General features: G+C 43.1%; 19 protein-coding genes. All 19 read right to left on the bottom strand.

Going from position 1 to position 17,159, the window contains the following annotated elements; translation table 11 throughout:
- Window positions 1–16: 16 nt before the first annotated feature.
- A complete protein-coding gene (locus PHG87_00405; GenBank protein MDD5476662.1) occupies window positions 17–1,054 on the bottom strand; it encodes an NAD-dependent epimerase/dehydratase family protein in 1,038 nt (345 codons plus the stop codon).
- 44 nt (window positions 1,055–1,098) lie between these two features.
- On the bottom strand, window positions 1,099–2,157 hold the full coding sequence (locus PHG87_00400) for an NAD-dependent epimerase/dehydratase family protein (protein MDD5476661.1): 1,059 nt from the start codon (window positions 2,155–2,157) through the stop codon (window positions 1,099–1,101).
- Between the two features lie 60 nt (window positions 2,158–2,217).
- Entirely contained in the window at window positions 2,218–3,249 is a 1,032-nt protein-coding gene (rfbB, locus tag PHG87_00395; protein MDD5476660.1) for a dTDP-glucose 4,6-dehydratase, read from the bottom strand.
- Window positions 3,222–4,043: a sugar nucleotide-binding protein gene (locus tag PHG87_00390; GenBank protein MDD5476659.1), complete on the bottom strand. Its 822-nt coding sequence runs from the start codon at window positions 4,041–4,043 to the stop codon at window positions 3,222–3,224. The genes rfbB and PHG87_00390 overlap by 28 nt, the downstream gene beginning before the upstream one ends.
- Window positions 4,036–4,902 (bottom strand): glucose-1-phosphate thymidylyltransferase RfbA, encoded by an 867-nt coding sequence (rfbA, locus tag PHG87_00385; GenBank protein MDD5476658.1) that lies wholly within the window; start codon window positions 4,900–4,902, stop codon window positions 4,036–4,038. The genes PHG87_00390 and rfbA overlap by 8 nt, the downstream gene beginning before the upstream one ends.
- Entirely contained in the window at window positions 4,899–5,162 is a 264-nt protein-coding gene (locus PHG87_00380; GenBank protein ID MDD5476657.1) for a SemiSWEET transporter, read from the bottom strand. Before PHG87_00380 ends, rfbA begins: the two co-directional genes overlap by 4 nt.
- A 92-nt stretch (window positions 5,163–5,254) precedes the next feature.
- The gene (locus PHG87_00375) at window positions 5,255–5,941 is read right to left on the bottom strand and encodes a transposase (GenBank protein ID MDD5476656.1); all 687 of its coding nucleotides are present in this window, start codon (window positions 5,939–5,941) and stop codon (window positions 5,255–5,257) included.
- 117 nt (window positions 5,942–6,058) lie between these two features.
- Window positions 6,059–7,225, bottom strand: coding sequence for a tyrosine--tRNA ligase (gene tyrS, locus PHG87_00370; protein ID MDD5476655.1), 1,167 nt, complete (start codon window positions 7,223–7,225; stop codon window positions 6,059–6,061).
- Complete coding sequence (locus PHG87_00365; GenBank protein MDD5476654.1) at window positions 7,225–8,766, bottom strand: 30S ribosomal protein S1; 1,542 nt, start codon at window positions 8,764–8,766, stop codon at window positions 7,225–7,227. The genes tyrS and PHG87_00365 overlap by 1 nt, the downstream gene beginning before the upstream one ends.
- 35 nt (window positions 8,767–8,801) lie before the next feature.
- Window positions 8,802–9,407 (bottom strand): lysophospholipid acyltransferase family protein, encoded by a 606-nt coding sequence (locus PHG87_00360; protein ID MDD5476653.1) that lies wholly within the window; start codon window positions 9,405–9,407, stop codon window positions 8,802–8,804.
- On the bottom strand, window positions 9,397–10,785 hold the full coding sequence (locus PHG87_00355; GenBank protein MDD5476652.1) for a phosphoglucomutase/phosphomannomutase family protein: 1,389 nt from the start codon (window positions 10,783–10,785) through the stop codon (window positions 9,397–9,399). The genes PHG87_00360 and PHG87_00355 overlap by 11 nt, the downstream gene beginning before the upstream one ends.
- The gene (gene rpe, locus PHG87_00350; protein ID MDD5476651.1) at window positions 10,778–11,428 is read right to left on the bottom strand and encodes a ribulose-phosphate 3-epimerase; all 651 of its coding nucleotides are present in this window, start codon (window positions 11,426–11,428) and stop codon (window positions 10,778–10,780) included. Before rpe ends, PHG87_00355 begins: the two co-directional genes overlap by 8 nt.
- Entirely contained in the window at window positions 11,425–11,991 is a 567-nt protein-coding gene (gene nadD / locus PHG87_00345) for a nicotinate-nucleotide adenylyltransferase (GenBank protein ID MDD5476650.1), read from the bottom strand. Before nadD ends, rpe begins: the two co-directional genes overlap by 4 nt.
- Window positions 11,988–13,244, bottom strand: a complete 1,257-nt coding sequence (locus PHG87_00340; protein MDD5476649.1) for a glutamate-5-semialdehyde dehydrogenase — start codon at window positions 13,242–13,244, stop codon at window positions 11,988–11,990. The genes nadD and PHG87_00340 overlap by 4 nt, the downstream gene beginning before the upstream one ends.
- Entirely contained in the window at window positions 13,241–14,014 is a 774-nt protein-coding gene (gene proB, locus PHG87_00335; GenBank protein MDD5476648.1) for a glutamate 5-kinase, read from the bottom strand. Before proB ends, PHG87_00340 begins: the two co-directional genes overlap by 4 nt.
- On the bottom strand, window positions 13,992–14,945 hold the full coding sequence (gene obgE / locus PHG87_00330) for a GTPase ObgE (protein MDD5476647.1): 954 nt from the start codon (window positions 14,943–14,945) through the stop codon (window positions 13,992–13,994). Before obgE ends, proB begins: the two co-directional genes overlap by 23 nt.
- 5 nt (window positions 14,946–14,950) lie before the next feature.
- The gene (rplU, locus tag PHG87_00325) at window positions 14,951–15,268 is read right to left on the bottom strand and encodes a 50S ribosomal protein L21 (protein ID MDD5476646.1); all 318 of its coding nucleotides are present in this window, start codon (window positions 15,266–15,268) and stop codon (window positions 14,951–14,953) included.
- A gap of 134 nt (window positions 15,269–15,402) precedes the next feature.
- Window positions 15,403–16,845 carry an Rne/Rng family ribonuclease gene (locus PHG87_00320; GenBank protein ID MDD5476645.1) on the bottom strand — a complete coding sequence of 481 codons (1,443 nt, stop codon included), beginning with the start codon at window positions 16,843–16,845 and terminating at the stop codon, window positions 15,403–15,405.
- Window positions 16,823–17,128, bottom strand: coding sequence for a TIGR03936 family radical SAM-associated protein (locus tag PHG87_00315; protein ID MDD5476644.1), 306 nt, complete (start codon window positions 17,126–17,128; stop codon window positions 16,823–16,825). Before PHG87_00315 ends, PHG87_00320 begins: the two co-directional genes overlap by 23 nt.
- Window positions 17,129–17,159: the final 31 nt, after the last annotated feature.

Below are 17,159 nucleotides of genomic sequence, written 5' to 3'. Positions count from 1 at the left end.
GATCTATTTTTTTTATTTAGAGTTTTCTTAGCTTCGCCTCATTATTCCTGATCCAGTTAAAAATATCATTCAGGATCGTTATTGCCGGTTTTTGCGGCTGCCATTTTAGTTCCCGGGTAACTTTTTTGTTATCCGTAAGGTATACGGCGATATCGCCCGGACGGTTACGCAAGTTGTGGCCAACTTTAACGTTATTACCGGAAATCTGCCGGCAAAGCGCGGTGGTTTCCAATAAAGAAAGGCTTATTTCTCTTGCGCCGCCGACATTATAAGTATTGCCGCTTAACTTAGGAAGGCTGTTTGCCTGTATGCCAATTAGCCGGCAAAGGTCATCAACATGTAAAAGGTCGCGCACCTGTTTGCCTTGCCCGCCAAAACCGATATATTTAAGCGGCTTTTTAAAATAGTGCGCCAGCATCCAATAGGTAAATACCCCCTGGTCAACCTTGCCAAACTGCCATGGCCCGGCAACCACTCCGCAGCGGTTCACAACCGCCTTGATCCCGTAGGCGGCAATATACTCTTGCAGGATAAATTCCGACGCCAGCTTAGTCGCCCCATACAAAGTCTTTGGGCCGGTTAAAGAAAAATCCGTATCGATACCGCTAAAACGCGGCCACTCAAACCTGCTCTTTGATTCAAGGCGCTTGATCGCGTTTATTTTTTCATAGGGATAAACCCTGCTTGTGGAAAGGAAAATCATCCCCGCTTTACGCTTGCGGCACAACTCAAGGCAGTTAACCGTGCCCATCAGGTTGGTATCAATAATATAAGATGGATTCTGATAACCCGCCAATACCGACGGCTCGGCTGAACATTCCAATATCAAATCTATATCAAATTCCAGATCCAGGTCTTTGGGGCGCCGGGCATCACCGCGGATAAACTTAACGCCGTTTTCCTTAAGCCGCGGTAAATTAAATTCGCTTCCCCGGCGGACCAAGTTATCCAAAACAAAAACTTTAAGCCGCGGATATTCGCGCTTAAAATATACCGCCAGGTTACTGCCGATAAACCCCGCGCCGCCGGTGATTAAAATATTATTATACTTCATATTTTCCACAATATTTGTTTTGTAACTGGTTATCTTTTATGGAATTACATAGACTGTCTATAATTATCGTGAATTTGTTTGATTGTTTCTTCGATACCAAACTTGTAATTCCAGTTCGGATAATGTGATTTAAATTTAGAGACATCGCTGATCCACCAGATGTGGTCGCCGATACGGTTGGTATCAATATACTCATACTCAAACTGTTCCCCGGTTAATTTTTCGCAAATCTCAATTGCTTCTAAAACCGACACATTGGCAAACCTGCCTCCTCCAATATTATAAACCTCACCCAAGCGGGGATTCTGGAAGTAGTGGTAAAACGCGTTAACCAAATCAAATGAATGAATATTGTCCCTTACCTGCTTACCCTTGTAACCGTAAATTTTATATGTGCGTTTTGTTACCGCGCATTTTACTAAATAAGACAAAAATCCATGCAGTTCGGCTCCGGAATGCGCCGGGCCGGTAAGGCAGCCTCCCCTAAATATGCCGGTCTTTAAATGAAAATATTTTCCGTATTCCTGGGCCATCACATCCGCGGCAACTTTAGATGCCCCAAAAACTGAATGTAAACAATTATCGATGCTCATGGTTTCATCGATACCCTTATAATATTTATGGCCGCCGGCTATTTCAAAACGCTTTTCTTTTTCAATTAAGGGCAGGCGGTTAGGAGTATCACCGTAGACTTTATTCGTTGAGGTAAAGATAAAAACCGCATGGGGTGAGAATTTGCGCAGGGCCTCAAGCATAACCAGCGTGCCTTGAGCATTAACCCCAAAATCAACCATGGGATCTTTAGCCGCCCAATCATGGGAAGGCTGGGCCGCGGCGTGCGCAATTAAAGCGATATCTTTATTGAATTTCTTGAATATTGAATTTATTTTTCCTTGATCGCGGATATCCACGTGATAATGACGGTAGTTTTTATGTTGTTTCTGGAGACGCTGTTTATTCCAAAGGATTGAGCCATCCGCGCCAAAAAAACTTTTGCGCATATTATTATCGATACCGACGATATCAAAACCTTTTTCGGCAAAGAAACTGACGGTTTCAGAGCCGATTAAACCGCAGGAACCCGTTACTATAACAACCGGCATATCTCTCCTTTTTTAATAGGGACAGCGACCATTATTTTTCAAAAATAATGGTCGCTGTCCCTATTTATTATACAATTTATTTATATCTCCTAGCTTACTTCTAAGCCAAGCTTGATGCTTAAGCGACCAGTCCACGGTAAGCTTAAGGCCTTGCGCAAGTTTAACGCTGGGTTCCCAGCCGAGCTTTTGGTAAAGCTTTTTGGAATCCAAACTATATCTTATATCGTGGCCAAGGCGATCCTTAACAAATTTAAATCTTTTCTGGCTGACTCCCAAAGTTTCCAATAAAAGTTTTACCGTATCGATATTCCTGCTTTCCTGGCTGCTGCCTAAATTATAAATCTGCCCGCTTGCGCCTTTATCCATAATCGCCAGGATGCCTTTTGCGCAATCATCTACATAGAGCCATTCACGCACATTTTGCCCCTTACCATAAAGCGGAACTTTACCTCCCTCTATTATTCTTAAGATCGCCAGTGGAATCAACTTCTCCGGATACTGCCATGGCCCGTAATTATTTGAGGGACGGATAATTATCGCGGGAAACTTATAAGTCCGGATATATGATTGTACTAAAAGATCCGCGGCGGCCTTAGAAGCCGCGTAAGGGCTGTTCGGTTTAATCGGAGAATCCTCATTAAACTTGCCATTGGCAATCTCTCCGTAGATTTCGTCAGTCGAGATTAAAATAAATTGCTTTATATTGTATTTGCGGCTGGCATCAATAAGAACCTGCGTGCCCTTAATGTTAGTTTCGATAAACGGCGAAGCATCGTTAATGCTGCGGTCGACGTGGCTTTCAGCGGCGAAATGGACGACGATATCCGGTTTCTCTTTTAAAAAAATCCTTTCAATCTGTTTTTTATTGCAAATATCGGCTTTGTAAAAGGGGACAGTCCCCTTCGGGGACAGTCCCCTTTTATCAATATCTTCGAGACGCTTCAGGTCTGCGGCATAAGTGAGTTTATCAATTATAGTAACCTCAGGGACAGTCCCCTTCGGGGACAGTCCCTTCGATAATAATCTAACAAATGCGCTGCCGATAAAGCCGGCGGCGCCGGTAACTAAGATTTTAGGTATTCTTTTACGCATTCTTCTAAGACTGAGTTAATATTCCTAACCTTAAAACCGGATTTCTCAAGCTTGTTTGTAGATAAAATTAAATCGGTCCTAACCAACCCAAGGCTCTTTACTTGAATAAGCTTAAATTTATACGATGGGACATATTTTTGATATGCCCGCATAAGATCGGGATAACGTAAACCACCCTTATTTACCACATTATAAACTCCCCGGGCGCCAATCTTTATCAAATGTTTAACTGCCCGGATAAAATCAGGGATATAAGTAACAGAATTAGGGATATTAATGACCTTATTATACTTTAAAAGTTTATCTAACAAATTCTTAGGATGTTTTTCGTTAATAAGCGGAATCCTAATTCTTGCAATCAGGATATCATAATCGCGCGCTAACTCTTCAATAGCCCTCTCTGAGTAAATCTTGCTCCTGCTGTAAAAAAGCTTGAAAAAATAATCTTCACTCTCCTCCTTAATCGGCTTATCTTTCTTATAATCGTAATTAAAAATACACCCGCTGCTTATATGCACAAGCTTGATGCTGTTACGCAGGCATATCTCAGCCAAGATTACCGGAACAAAACTATTTGCCAACAAAGCCGCGTCCTTATCCAGATCACAGTCATCCACGTTGCGCCTGCCGGTCGAGCCGATGCAATTAATGATTATTTTTGGATTGTATTTTTTTATCAGTTTTTCCGCATCACTAAAACAATTTATCATCGAGCCGTCAATTTCACAGTTAAGCTCTCTTTGCAGCCTTTGGCCGATAAATCCTTTTCCCAAAATCAAAATATTTTTATTCATTCTTGAGCAAATCCTTTAAGTATTGCCCATAGCTGGTTGGCGTCTGGCCGGCGAGCTTTAGCAATTGCGTTTTATTAATATACCCCATGTGATAAGCCACTTCTTCAATACAACCAATCTTTAATCCCTGCCTGTCTTCGATTGTCTTGATAAAAACTGACGCGTCAATCAGCGATTCATAGGTGCCGGTATCCAGCCAGGCGTGGCCGCGGCCGAGAAATTCCGCCTTGAGCTTGCCTCTTTTAATGTATTCGTTATTTACTGAGGTGATCTCAAGTTCTCCCCTTGCGGAAGGTTTAATATTCTTGGCAATCTTTACCACCTTGTTATCATAAAAATATAAACCCGCCACCGCCCAGTTAGACTTGGGTTTTTTAGGCTTCTCTTCAATTAAAGTCACCTTGCATTTTTTATCAAATTCAAGCACGCCGTAACGCTCTGGATCCTTGACATAATAACCGAAAATTACCGCCCCTTTTTTTAATTTAGCTGTTTTTTGAAGCAATTCCGTAAGGTTTTGGCCGTAAAATATATTATCGCCTAAAATAAGACACACATTATCGTCTCCGATAAAATCTTCGGCAATGATAAAACTCTGGGCGATTCCTTTTGGCTCAGGTTGAGCCGCGTAAGCAAGCTTGATCCCTAAGTTGCGGCCATCGCCAAGCAAATCTTTGAATCTTGGGGTGTCTTTTGGAGTTGAAATCACCAGGATATCTTTTATGCCAGCCAGCATCAATACCGACAAAGGATAATAAATCATCGGTTTATCATAAATCGGCAGCAACTGTTTGCAGACGCCTTTAGTGATCGGATAAAGGCGCGTGGCTTTGCCTCCGGCTAAAATTATTCCTTTCATTTGGCTAATCTCCCATATTTAAAATATAAAAATATTAATATCGATAAGCTTACTAAAGTTACTGCGTTTGCCGATATGATTATCGGGTCTTTGCGGTAAATTCCGTAAATCATCCATAATAAAACCCCCGCGGAAAGCTGAAATAAAGTAACCGGGCTTACATCCTTGACAGATTTGGTCCTTAAAGACCTGGCTATCTGGGGGATAAAAGAAAACATGGTTAGGGTGGCGGCACAAATGCCGATTATCATCCAAAGCATAATTAATGATTATATCGCTAAACCCCTGGAAAATAAAGGTAAAAGAATTAAGAATTATAGACAGTGTAGGTAATTCTATTGAAGTTAAATGGTTACGGAACAAATATTGCGGCTTTCCTGCCTTGCCTTCTCGGAAAATAATGCATACCTGTCTTCACCAGCCTGCGTAGGAAATCCTGATCACCACGGGGGATCTCTATATTCGAGAAATAAACATTCTCTTTACTATCAAAAACTCTCAAGAATTCTTTATAGGCTGCCTGTCGCCCAACAATCTCTTTTCCGAAGTCTTCAAAATCGGGACTAACTCGCGTTATTCCGTCCTCTTGTCCTAAACAATAAAATCGCGCGCTGCTATGCGCATATTCGCAGGCCTCCGCAACCATTCCCGCGCGCACCGGATTTCTCTCCACATATCTGCCGCAATTTTTCAAATATAAATCTTTTTGTATCGGCTGTAATTTAAATCTGCCTTGCCATAAAAAACCCGCCGCGTTATATTGCTTATGGTAATAATGGCTATACGCTCGATGTAATCCTGCCATAAATTTCGAAATCAATTCAGGGCATTCGAATTCAACCACAAGATGGTAGTGATTCGGCATAATGACCCAATGATATATTTTTGAATCAAACCTATTGCTATACTCGCAAAGCAAGGTCTTAAAATGATCGAAGTCCCTAGATTCTTGAAAAATCACCTTGCGTCCGCTGCTTCGGCTAAACGCATGATACACTAATGACTGTTGCAATTGATGCTTACGCGCATATGATGGCATGGTCCTCTCTCCTCCAGTTATAATGGACGCAGAAGGTAGAAAAATCTAACCACATTTATTTTGCGGAGAAATATTTCTTATAGATCTGATTGGGGAATATGCGGTTACGTAAACTGTCTACAAAGTAATTTTCAGGAACCTGCGGGAACCGGCCTTAAGGGTGCCGGCTTCAATCGGGGTAAAATCATCTTTTTCGATTTTTACGTTATTGAAGCTGACTGCCCCCTGTTTTATCAGCCTGCGCGCTTGGTTGCCGCTGGCGGCTAAATTACTTTCGGTAAGGATAGTAAGAATATTTTTTTTGCCGTCAGTTTTAAAAACAGGCATATCTTGGGGAATTTCTTTCTGGGAAAAAACGCGGGAAAATTCTTCCGCTTCTTTTTCCGCGGCCCCGGCAGAATGATATTGAGTGATAATAATCTTGGCCAAATTTACCTTTGCCTCTTTTGGATGCGTCTGTTTAACTTTAACCAACTCTTCATCAGTTAACAATTCGTAATATTTAAGCATTAGCTCGTCGGAGATTGACATGATTTTACCGAAGATCTCGCTTGCCGGTTCATTGATGCCGATATAATTTCCGTAGGACTTGCTCATTTTAGCTACGCCATCGGTGCCTTCCAAAAGCGGCATAGTCAGGACCACCTGTTGCGGCTGGCTGAAATCTTTTTGAAATTCCCTGCCGACCAGCAAGTTAAATATCTGGTCTGTGCCTCCGATCTCCACATCAGCCTCAAGCATGACCGAATCATACCCTTGCATTAAAGGATAAACAAACTCCAAAATCGAAATATTTTCTCCGTTTGTAAAACGCTTCTTGAAATCATCACGCGCCAGCATCTGAGAAACCGAAGCATGGGTAGTAAGCTGCAACATCTCTACCCCCGACATTTTTTCAAACCATTTGCTGTTAAAAACGATCTTTAATTTACCAATATCCAAAATTTTAGCCACCTGCTTTTTATAGGTTTGGGCATTCCTGGATACCTCCTGTTTGGTGAGTTGTTTTCTAATTTCAGAGCGGCCGCTAGGATCGCCGATCTGGCCGGTAAAATCACCGATAAGAAAATAAACTTCATGCCCCAAATCCTGAAATTGACGCAGTTTTCTTAAGAGTACAGTGTGGCCTAGGTGCAAATCAGGGGCAGTAGGATCAAACCCGGCTTTAATTTTTAAGGGGCGCTTAAGTTTTATGCTCTGCTCCAGCTTCTTACGAAGCTCATCTTCAGAGATTATCTCTACAGCGCCCCTTTTAATTATTTCTATCTGCTTGTTTATATCCATTATAAACGCGCTGTCAGGCCGATTTTTGCCTGCTCCACATCCACCTTGATTACTTTAACCTTTATTTTATCACCGGGTTTTAAATTGGCGGCTGTTTCTTTTTCAATCTCACTGGAATAAATCAGCCCTTCCAATTCGCTGTCGATCTTGGCAAATACGCCGAATTCAGTCAGGCTAAATACCTCAACCTCCAACTGGGTATCCAGAGGATATTTCTCGGCGATTTTTGGCCAGGGATTCTCCTGTAATTGCTTTAAGCCTAAAGCAATCCTGCGGTTGGCAGAATCAACCGAAAGTATGGAAACATCGACCTTCTGCCCCTTTTTTAAAACATCCTGCGGATGGCCAATCCTTTTGGTCCAGGAAATATCGGAAACATGGATCATGCCTTCCAGGTTGGAATCCAGCTCCACAAACGCGCCATACTCGGTAAAACCGCGGATCTTTCCGGATACGCTTGTGCCAACCGGGTATTTTGATTCCGCTTCCAGCCAGGGATTCTGCTCCAGTTGTTTTAAGCTAAGGGAGATCCTGCGGGAATCTTTTTCAATGCTCAAGATCTGGGTTTCCACCATATCTCCGACGGCAAACATCTCGCCCGGATTATTCACGCGCTTGGTCCAGGAGATCTCGGAAACGTGAATAAGGCCTTCGATTCCTTTTTCCAGTTCCACAAAAACTCCGTAAGGCAAAATATTAACTACCTTACCTTTTACCTTTGCCCCGACGCTGAATTTGTTCTCGATATCTTTCCACGGATCAGAGAGCCTCTGCTTAAGGCCCAAAGAAACTTTACCCGAAGCCTGATCAAGGTTTAAAATCATGACTTCGATTTTATCGCCGATAGCCACAATTTCGGAAGGATGGCTGATCTTTGACCAGGACATATCCGTAATATGCAGCAGGCCGTCAACTCCGCCCAAATCAATAAAGGCGCCAAAATCGGTAATCGCTTTGACCAAACCGGGATAAATATTGCCGATTTTCAATTCACCCCAGATTTTTCCCTTAGCGATGTCCCTATCCGCCTGCACTGCTTCGCGGCGGCTGACAATAATGGATCGGCGTAAATTATTAACTTTGACGATCTTAAACTTGAATATCTTATATAAGATATCCTTATCGGCCATATTCCGGAAAGAGGAAAGCGAGCTGGGCAAGAACCCTTCGATACCCATAATATCGACCAGGAATCCCCCTTTGACTTTCTTGACCGGTTTACCTTCAACTAAAGTCCCCTCATTAGACAACTTAACAATCCGGTCCCATCCTTGCATCCTCATCGCCTTTTCACGGGACAGGGTCATGACGCCGGCGTCATTTTCCATAGACTCCAGCAAAAATTCCATCTCGCGGCCTATAACTAAATCCACGGCGCTGAATTCAGTGATCGGAACAATACCTTCTGATTTAAAACCCACGTCCACTAAAACTTCTTTACTCTTAATTTCCACAATCTTGCCGCTTACAACCTGGCCTTCCTTTAAAACTTTGATACTTTGGTTATACATCTGCTCTAATTCTGCTCTAGTATCTGACATTTCTAATTACTCCTTCTCTCATTATTATATTTTGATTAGTTTAATGAATTATTCGATAACTGTTTAATACTAGCCATTATCATATTCGAAATTTCCTGATAAGGCTTCCCCCTTTCTATGTGAATTTCTTTTCCGAAGCGCACTAAAATTTCTCTGCCAAAATTAATCTTCTTATTAACCCCCTTAGGCAGTGCTTCGTATGTTCCTGAAACATAAGCCGGAATAACCGGTACATTTGCTTTATCCGCCAAAAATCCGGCTCCGGGTTGCGGATTAATAAACGCTCTATCAATGGTCCGGCGCGCCCCCTCCGGAAAAATCGCCAGCCCTTCTCCGCTGCGAACCAAACGCAGCGACTTTTTTAACGCCGAAAAATCCGCGCTGTCCCTTTTTACCGGAATTGCCCCCACTAACTTCATCCAAAAACCTAAAAACCGGTTATTAAATAAAGTGTCGCGCGCCATAAAATGCACGGTACGCGGGCATCCTGAACCCAAAACAACCGGATCCAGATAACTTAGATGATTACAGGCTAAAATGAATCCGCCATTTTTAGGCAGATTCTCCCTGCCCTCCACCTTAAAATCAAAAAAGAGCTTTAAAAAAATTAACAGTAAGAATCTGCTGAACCTATACGCCATCCTTTATGATAATCTCTTTAGCCAAAACAAGAAGTTTTTTAGCTTGAGTGAGGCTTCTGGCCTCGGCGTAGGTGCGCATAATCGGCTCGGTGCCTGAACCGCGGAACATCAGCCAGCTTGAATCCTCACAAATAAGTTTTATTCCGTCGTAATCTTTGATAGCTATGACTTTTTTGCCTAATAATTCTTTGGGCAGATTTTCTTTTTTGGGCTCAACGCGCTTGTCCAGATGAAAATCCTGGCGCACATAATAATATTTACCGAATTTTTTTTCAGTTTCATTTAAAATCTTTAACATATTTTTATTGCGGTAGGCCATCATTTCAATTAATAGCAACCCTGCCATTGTCCCATCGCGCTCAGGGATATAACCTTTAACCCCCATGCCGCCGGCCTCTTCTCCTCCGGCAACAATATCTTCAGTCTCCATAAGATTGGAAATATATTTAAATCCTACGGGAGTTTCATAAAGCTTAATTCCCAAAAATTCTGCGATCGCATCCATCATCGTTGAGCCGCAGATAGTTTTGACCAATCCGCCGCTAAAATGGCGGTCCTGATTTAAATGCAACGCCAGAAGGCCCAGGATTTTTTGCGGATGGATAAACACGCCGCCGGGGGCAACCGCGGCAATCCTATCGGCATCACCGTCCAGGGCGATGCCTAAATCAAATTTCTCTTTTTTTACGCGGGCCTTTAATTCCTTTAAGTTATCTTCAACCGGCTCCGGCCTGCCTCCGCCGAAAGAAGGATTAATAGTATTGCGCATAAATTCCAGTTTTATGCTTGTGCCTTTTAAAACCTGGGCAATAAAACTGTCCCCTGAACCATACATCGAATCCACCAAAACTTTAAATTTTTTATCCTTTATTTTCTTTAAATCAATATAATTGCGGATAAATTTTATGTAATCTTTGATAATATCTACGGTTTGGATAGAACTGGATGCAACATCATCTTTTACCGGGGTCCTGCCAAGAAGATCTTCTACTTCTTCAGTCAACTCAGAGCTGGCTCCTCCGCCGCTGGAGTTCTTAATTTTAAAACCGTTATATTCGGCCGGATTATGCGAAGCGGTAATCATGATCCCTAAATCCAGCTTGCGCGACTTAATCGCGAAGCTCAATGCCGGAGTAGGTGTGGGCCGGTCAGAAAGGAGCACCTCTATATCATTGCTTTTTAATACTATGGCCGCGGCCTGGGCGAACTTATCCGACATAAAACGCGTATCAAAACCAACCGCAACCTTTTTCCCGGCGCCTAAATAATCCGCTACGGCCTGAGCCAGGATCTTAACGTTTTCCAGGGTATAAGTGTCGGCGATAATTGCTCTCCATCCGTCGGTGCCGAATTTAATTTGCGCAACAGTATCACTCATCGGTATTTCTCCTTAAACTGTTAACTGCTTTTTTTATATTCTTTGCCCCAAAAATATATGAACCGGCTGCCAAAACGTTTGCCCCGGCATTCTTTACAAGTTTAGCGGTAATATTATTGATTCCCCCGTCAACAGAGATATCCTTCTTAAAAATTGCCCGCAGCTGTTTTATTTTATTTATTGCTCCCGGGATAAATGCTTGTCCTCCAAAACCGGGATTAACCGACATAACCAAAACAAAATCAACCAGCGTTAAAGCTTTTTTAATCTTAGTTAAAGGCGTGCCCGGATTTAAAGAAATCCCCAGTTTTACTCCTTTGGCTTTTAATTTTTTAGCAATAGCGGATAATTCTCCCAAACTAACCGTCTCAATATGCACGGTAATCATATCGCTTCCTGCCTTGACAAAAGCATCCACATATTTAGCGGGATTTTCAATCATTAAGTGCACATCTAAAGGTAACGAGGTTGCTTTGCGTAAATATTTTACGACTTGCGGGCCGATAGTAATATTCGGTACAAAGTGGCCGTCCATTACATCAACGTGGATTAAATCCGCGCCCGCTTCCTCGACTTTCTTAAGCTCAAGCGCAAGATGCGTAAAATCCGCCGATAATATTGACGGGGCAATCTTTATTTTCATTTATACAGCTTCCTTTTATTTATGTAGTCAAAAACTTTATCCGGCACCAGATATCTAAATGATTTATTTTCTTTAATACACTGGCGCACCTCAAAACCTGAAACATCTACCGCCCGGATAGCCAAAGTCTGTATATAATGCGGTAACTGCTGAAGCGGATATCCGGGCCGGGTAGCCGCGATAAATTTTACCATTTTGATTATTTCACTTAAATCCTTCCACTCGTTCAAATATTTAAGCAAATCAGAACCGATAATAAAATAAAGCTCATCGCGGGTAAATTTATTTTTTAATTCTTTTAAGGTATCGATTGTATAAGAGCGCCCGTGGCGTCTGATTTCAATGTCCGAAACCGCAAAAAACTTATTCCCTTTAACCGCCGCTCTTAGCATTTTCAAGCGGTCATCCGCGGGGGCAATACCCGCGTTATCTTTATGCGGCGGCAGCGCCGTGGGAATAAAGATAATTTTATCCAGCGCTAACTTTTCTCTTGCTTCTTCGGCCAAAATCAAGTGCCCGATATGTACCGGATTAAAAGTCCCGCCGAGGATGCCGATCTTCATTGCCTGACCTGCCCTGAGCCAAAAACCATATATTTATAAGTAGTCAATTCTTCAAGGGCCATGGGCCCGCGGGCATGCAGCTTATCCGTTGAGATGCCGATCTCAGCCCCCATCCCGAACTGATTTCCGTCGGTAAAACGGGTCGAAGCATTTAGATAAACGCAAGCCGAATCCACTTCTTTCAGGAATTTTAAAGCGTTATCCTGATTATCCGTCACAATGCTGTCTGAATGATGCGAGCCGTAATCATTGATATGGCTGATCGCCGCATCCAAATCATCAACCACCTTAACCGACAAGATTAAATCCAGGTACTCGCTGCGGTAATCTTTCTCTGTGGCAATTTTTGCCCACTTAGCGATTTTTCTGGTAAAGGCGCATCCGCGGATTTCTACCCCTGCTTCTTTTAATTTTTTAAGCATCCCGGGCAAGAACCTGGCGGCGACATCCCGGTGCACCAGCATGCTTTCCATGGCATTACAGACTCCCGGACGCTGCACCTTAGCGTTAAAACAAATGTTCTCGGCCATATTTAAATCCGCCCACTCATCCACATAAACATGGCAAATGCCTTTATAATGTTTGATCACCGGTATGCGCGAAGACTTAACTACTTTATTGATCAGTTCTTCTCCGCCGCGGGGGATCACCACGTCAATATAATTATTTAGCTTTAACAAAATATCCACCGCTTTATGGCCGCGGGTATCAATTAAGTTAATTGCCCCGCTTGCTATAGCGTGTTTTTTCATTACCGCGTTAAGCGCATTGTAAATCGCAAGATTGGAATTTAAGGATTCACTGCCGCCGCGTAAAATTACGCTGTTCCCGGATTTAAAACAAAGCCCGATACAATCCGCGGTAACATTGGGCCGGGATTCATAAATTATGGCGACTATCCCGATAGGGCAGCGCACCTTTTGAATATGCAGGCCGCTGGGGGTATTCCAATCGCGTAAAACCTGGCCGATAGGATCTGCCAACTTAACAACATCAAGCAAAGAATCCGCCATCTCTTTAATTCTTTCCTCATTTAAAGAAAGGCGGTCAATAAAAGAGATGCCTTTGCCGGTCAATGCGGCAATATCTTTTTTATTCGCTTTTAAAATCGCATCTTTATTGCTCAATAAAGCAGCGGCCATATCGACAAGCACTTTATCTTTGGCCTCTTTAGGCAAAACAGCAAGCGCTCTTGATGCAGCCTGTGCTTTTTTGGCAATAGTTTCTATTTCTGTCTTAAGATTTTGTTTCATTTTTTCTTAGTTGTAAATACCGTGCCGCAGCTAAAAGGATCCTTAGCCACCTGGCTGATAATACCCTTCTTCTTTCCATTAGCAATTACGCAAGGGATTCCGGAATCAACGGCAATGGAGGCTGCTTGGATTTTTGTAATCATTCCGCCGACACAGGTTTTCTTATTGGTCGGGCAAGCCAGGGATTTTATCTGTGCGGTTATTTTTTCCACCGAACGGATAACTTTCTTATTTTTATCCAATAGCCCGTCGACATCAGAAAGTATAATCAATAAATCAGCATCCACCAATATTGAAACTAAGGCGGAAAGCTTATCATTGTCGCCGAATTTAATTTCCTCGGTTGCCACTGTGTCATTCTCATTTATGATCGGCACGCACTTTAGTCGAAGCAAAGTATTCAATGTATGCTTTGCATTGAGAAACCTGCGGTCCGAAAAATCATCCCAAGTCAAAAGTAATTGCGCGCAATTTATGCCGTGTTCATTAAAGGCCAGTTTATAAATGTGCATTAATTCATGCTGGCCGATAGCCGCGGTTGCCTGCAAATACGCAAGTTCCTTGGGACGGTTGGTAGTCTTTAAAATTGACATACCGATAGCGATTGCCCCCGAAGAAACAACCACCACCTCTTTACCTGCCTTTACCAAGCCGGATATTTGAACAACGATATTATTAATTAAAGCGGCATCGATCTTATGCTTATCTGCGGCAAAAATACTTGCCCCGATCTTTACCACGATTCTGTTATATTTTTTTGGCGACCGCATCAACTAACTCCTCTAAATTTTTTTTCTCTAAAGCCGAAATCGGATAAATTGGTTTTTTGACCAGCTTCTTAAACCGTTTCAGGTTCTCCTCTGCGCCGCTAAGGTCCATTTTATTGGCGCAGATAACCTGGGGCTTCTTATAGACCTCTTTGCTGTAATTCTTTAATTCCAAATTTATCTTTTTGTAATCATCGACCGGATCCCTGCCTTCAAAGCCTGCCATATCAATCAAATGGATTAAAACTTTTGTCCGCTCCGCGTGTTTTAAGAATTTATCCCCTAATCCGCGGCCTTCCCAGGCACCCTCGATTAAACCGGGGATATCGGCAACGACAAATCTTTTATGACTGCTGTTGACTACCCCTAAAATCGGGGCCGTTGTCGTAAAAGGATAGGCAGCAATCTTCGGGTGAGCGTTGGAAATCGCGGAAATCAAAGTGGACTTTCCGGAATTAGGAAATCCAACCACTGCCACATCCGCCAGGAGTTTTAAATCTAAAATAATTGTTTTTTCTTCTCCCGGCTCACCCGGTGTTGCTTCTTTACGGTGCCAATTGCCGATGCCACCCTTGCCTCCGCGGGCGACAATTACCTGGTCACCTGCAACATTTAAGTCGCGTAAAATAGAGCCGGTCGCCGCATCTTTTATAATTGTACCCAAAGGAACGCCCACAATTATATCCGCGGCCCCTTTACCTTTTTTGTGATTGCTTGAGCCGTGCCCCCCATGGGCGCCAAAAAAATGCCGATGGTACTGAAAATCCAAAAGAGTAAGCAGGTTGGGATCTGCCTGAAAAATGATATCGGCCCCCTTGCCCCCGTCTCCGCCGTCAGGAATTCCCCGGCGCTGGTATTTATCGCGATAAAGGCTTTGGCAGCCTCTGCCGCCATTGCCGGCGCGAATATTGATTTTAGCGCTGTCAATGAACACTTGATTTATAGGCCTAACTCAATAGATTTAATCTTAAGCTCGGTAAGCTGCGGCCGATGCCCTTTTTCCCAGTGGGAATTTTTTCTCCGGCGGTATTTATAAGCTGTGGTTTTTTCACCCAGCGTCTGCCTTAAGACCGTTGCTTCCACTTTGGCCCCTTTAACATAAGGCTGGCCAATTTCGACTTTTTTGTCCTTGGAGACCAATAAAACCTTATCAATGATAAGATTGTCACCTTTGGCCGCTACTTCTTTGTTTACCTCGATAATATCATCTTTTTTTACATTATACTGTTTTGAGCCAACTTCAATTATTGCATACATTTGACTATCCTCCTTTAAAATGAATCAAAACCCGGGAACGTTTCTAATTTTCTTGGATAGATTAGAAAAAAAATAGAAACGTTCCCAGGATTTTCACCTAAGAACTTTATATTATATACCTGTTGATTTTGGGGTCAAGCTATTTTGATGTCTTCCAGGTGCGCGGTAGGGTTGGAAATGAGGTTGATCTTAGTCCGGTATTTATGCTCAACTGCGCGCAGGGCCTCCTTATCTTTTAAGATTTCATCAATCACCGGCGGAGCCAAGGTAACCGAGACCTGTTTTAAGGTTTTGCCCTTAAGATAACGCTTGAGTTCTTTTAAAGCGAAAATTCCCAAGGTTTGCGGTGAACGCAGTTTGCCTTTACCCTTACAATACGGGCAAGGGTGAAAAGAAAGCATCTGCACGGTCTTATGTATCCGTTCGCGGGTCATCTCCACTATCCCAAATTTAGAGATCCCCAAAATATCGTATTTTGCCCGGTCGCCGGATAAAGCATTTTTCAAAATATTCAGTAATTCCCGGCGGTGGCCTTCCCGCTCCATATCGATAAAATCGATGACGATAATACCGCCTAAATCCCGCAGCACCAGCTGGCGGGCAATCTCAACCGCTGCTTCAGCGTTAACCTTAAAAGCCATATCCTCCTGATTGACCTTTTTCTTAAAACCGCCGCTGTTTACATCGATTACCACCAACCCTTCAGTCGGCTCGATAATCAGGTAAGCCTTGGATTTTAAATAAACATGGCTTTCAAAAATATGATTGATTTGTTTTTCCACGTCTTTTGCGCCAAAAAGGTCGTCTCCTTTGTAAAGTTCAACCTTTTTACACAAATAACTTAAAAAAGTGCGCATAAAATGCTGGATGCGGTAAAATTCAGGCTTGGAATCAACGATAAGCTTGCTAACATCTTCGGTAAAGGAATCGCGGATTGCCCGCAGGGTTAAATCATATTCCTCATAAACCAAAGCCGGAGCCTTCTTGCCTTGAGCATTTTTTTCCAGGCGTTTCCATAATTTATAAAGGAACTGGGCGTCGCGGATTAATTCCTGCTGGCTTCTTCCGCTGGCCGCGGTACGCACAATAAAGCCTACCGGGTCAGGAAGTTTCAAGCCCTTAAAAATCTCGCGCAGGCGTTTTCTCTCGGTTTCATCCTCAATGCGGCGGGAAATTCCGCCCTGTTTATCCAGCGGCATAATTACCAGGTACCTGCCGGCTAAACCAATCTGCGTGGAAAGGCGCGGCCCCTTGGTCCCGAAAGACTCCTTAACTACCTGGACTAAAACTTCCTGCCCTTTTTTTACTTCTTTAATCGGGGTCTGCTGCGGGGCCTCCAATGACTCATAAGCAGATTCGATCTCGGATAAATACAAGAAACCGTTTTTAGGCAAGCCGATATCCACAAAGGCCGCCCCGATAGACGGCATCACTGCCTCAATCCTTCCTTTATAAATATTACCGACGATGGTGCGGTCCTGCGGGCGCTCGATATGAAATTCCAAAAGAACCCCGTTGTCAACTATGGCAACGCGTTTTTCCTGCGTTTCAACATTAATTAAAATTTCCTTGGACATCTTTTACCTGGATCCCTTCTGGCAATTGTTTTTGCAGCCTATCCTTAAAATCAACGGGGGCAACCGGGAACCTTAATACCACAGAAGCTTCTTCGGATTCGCTCTCCACCCCTAACTTTAACGCCCTTTTAAAACTCAATTTGGGGTGCGGGCTAAACCCCTCTGACATTTTTAAGGGAAGCTCTGCCCGGCGCATAGCGCGCATAAATAGGCGCATCAGGTCTAAATGCGAAATATAACGCATCAGGCCTTTCTTAGAAAAATTAAAACTTATTCTATACATAAAAATAAAAAACCCTGTTTCCCGATTAACT

The organism is Candidatus Omnitrophota bacterium (genome assembly GCA_028716245.1).
In the GTDB taxonomy this organism is placed as follows: Bacteria; Omnitrophota; Gorgyraeia; order Gygaellales; family Profunditerraquicolaceae; genus UBA6249.
This window is presented reverse-complemented; position numbering and strand designations above follow the sequence as displayed.